This window comes from Phormidium sp. CCY1219 (assembly GCF_035615515.1).
GTDB lineage: Bacteria > Cyanobacteriota > Cyanobacteriia > Cyanobacteriales > Laspinemataceae > CCY1219.
This window is the reverse complement of the sequence record NZ_JAJENT010000792.1, coordinates 1-2,544: the sequence shown is the minus strand read 5'-3', so window position 1 is coordinate 2,544 and position 2,544 is coordinate 1. Positions and strand designations below refer to the sequence as shown.

The following is a 2,544-nucleotide window of genomic DNA, read 5'->3' as shown; positions in this document are numbered from 1 at the left end:
CGACACTGGCGGGTTATTTGTGACTGGGGTTTCGGAAACTGGTGCAGTGGGTTGTTCGGGAGTTTCCGACACTGGCGCGGTGGGTTCTTCCGGGGTTTCCGACACCGGCGGGTTATTTGTGACGGGGGTTTCCGAAACCGGCGCGGTGGGTGACGCTGGGGGTTGCGAGACGGGTGGGTTAACCGCTGAGGGTGGAGTAAAGTTCACTGGCGCAGGGGTGGTATCTGCGCTGGGGTTGGGAGTGGGTTCGCTGGGTTGCGCTTCGGTTTCGGGGGGGAGTTCGGCAATGGTGAGTTCGGGAATCACCGAAACTTCTGGCGCAGTGGGTTCGCCGCCGATGCGGATGCCTTTGAGGACGCCGAGGAGTTCGTTGTTGCCGGTGAAATGGATCAGGGTATCGTTGATAAATTCGTTAGTACCGGCGGTGAAGGAGATTAGGTTTTCGGTGAGGTCGCCGATAAACCCAAATTTGTCTTTGGCGAAGTCGAAGTTATAGATAAATTCCACCCCAAACCCGACGCCAAGCATGAAGGTATCTTGACCCGCGCCACTATATAAATGGTCGTTGTCGAGTCCGCCGAAGAGGACGTTATTTTCTTTTTCGGCATAGAGGGTATCTTCGCCTTTGCCGCCATGCAGCAGGTCGTTGCCGGTATGTGCGAACAGCAGATCGTTGCCTTCTCCGCCGAAAATGCTGTCATCGCCAGAGTGTCCGTTGAGGGTGTCGTTGTCTGCGCCACCGTCGATATAGTCGTTGTGGGAACCGGCATCGATCAGGTCGTTGCCGCTGTCGCCAATTAAGATATCGTTGTGGGAACCGCCGGAAATTTCGTCATCGTCTGCGCCACCGTGAATGGAGTCGTCGCCGGAACTGCCATCGAGGATATCTGTACCTGCGCCACCGGCGATCGTGTCATCCCCGGAACGTCCGAGAATGCTGTCGTTGCCTAATCCGCCGTCGAGGAGGTCGCTGTCTTGGCGTCCGTCGATATAGTCGTTGCCGCTGCCGCCGATCAGGGTGTCGGAACCGACTTTGCCATCGAGGATGTCGTCGCCGCCTAATCCGCTGAGGACGTTGGCACCGTTATCGCCGATCAGGGTATCGTTATATTCGGAACCTTCGACGTTTTCGACGTTGCGAATTTTGTCGCCTTCGGCATCGCCACCGACGCCGCGTCCCGGTTGCAGGTGGACGTAAATGGGTGCGGGGGAGTTGAAGTAAGATACCGTATCGTCACCTGCGCCGCCATCTTGGAAATCGGCACCTGCGCCACCGACGAGGAAATCGTCGCCGTCGCCGCCGTAGAGTTCGTCGTCATCTTCGCCACCGAATAAACTATCGTCTCCCGCATCCCCGGCGAGGATATCTTCTCCGGTTTCGCCGTAGAGGAGGTCGATGTCGTTGCCGCCACTCATTTCGTCGTTGCCTGCGCCGCCGTAGAGGGTGTCGTCGCCGTTGTCTCCGGCCATGATGTCGTTGTCGCCATCGCCATAGAGGAGGTCTTCGCCGTCGTTGCCACTCATTTGGTCATCCCCTGCGCCACCGTAGAGGAGGTCTTCGCCGCCGTCTCCGGCCATTTGGTCGTTGCCGTCTTCGCCGTAGAGGAGGTCGTTTTCGCTACCGCCACTCATTCGATCGTCGCCGGTTCCGCCATAGAGGAGGTCTTCTCCGGCGTCTCCTGTCATGGTGTCGTTGTCGCTATCGCCGTAGAGGAGGTCTTGACCGTCGTTGCCACTGATATGGTCATCTCCTGCGCCACCGTGAAGGGTGTCTTCTCCTCCATCTCCGGTCATTTGGTCGTTGCCGTCTTCGCCGAAGAGGAGGTCTTGGTCAGCGTTGCCACTCATTTGGTCGTTGCCGGTTCCGCCGTGAAGGGTGTCATCGCCGTTGTCTCCGGCCATGATGTCGTTGTCGCCATCGCCGAAAAGGAGGTCTTGACCGTCGTTGCCGTTCATTTGGTCATCCCCTGCGCCACCGGAGAGGAAGTCTTCGCCATCATCTCCGGTCATCGTGTCGCTGCCGTCATCGCCGTAGAGGATGTCGTTGTCGGCGTTGCCACTCATTAAGTCGTTGCCGGTTCCGCCATGTAGGGTGTCTTCGCCGTTGTCTCCGGCGATCGCATCATCCCCACTGTCGCCAAATATCAAGTCGCGATCGTCGTTGCCACTCATTTGGTCGTTGCCATCGCCACCATGTAGAGTGTCGTTTCCGGCGTCTCCCGTCATGATGTCGTTGTCGCCGTCGCCATACAGCAAGTCTTGGCCGTCGTTGCCTTGGAGGATGTCGTCTCCGGCGTCACCGTGAATGATGTCTTCGCCGTCGTTGCCGGTGATGTTATCGTTGCCGTCGTTGCCGTTGATGATATCGTTGCCGAGGTCGCCGGTGATGTTGTCGTTGCCTGCATCTCCGAATATGCGATCGTTGCCGTCATCCCCGGAAATGCGATCGTTGTCGGTTCCGCCGTTGATGATGTCGTCGCCGTCGTTGCCTGAGATGTTGTCGTCTCCGGCATCTCCTTGGATGCTGTCGTTGCCGAGGTTGCC

1 pseudogene is annotated in these 2,544 nt (G+C 58.2%); it reads right to left on the bottom strand.

Going from position 1 to position 2,544, the window contains the following annotated elements:
- Positions 1 to 2,544, bottom strand: a pseudogene (locus LKK83_RS24365) (hypothetical protein); the annotation flags it as partial.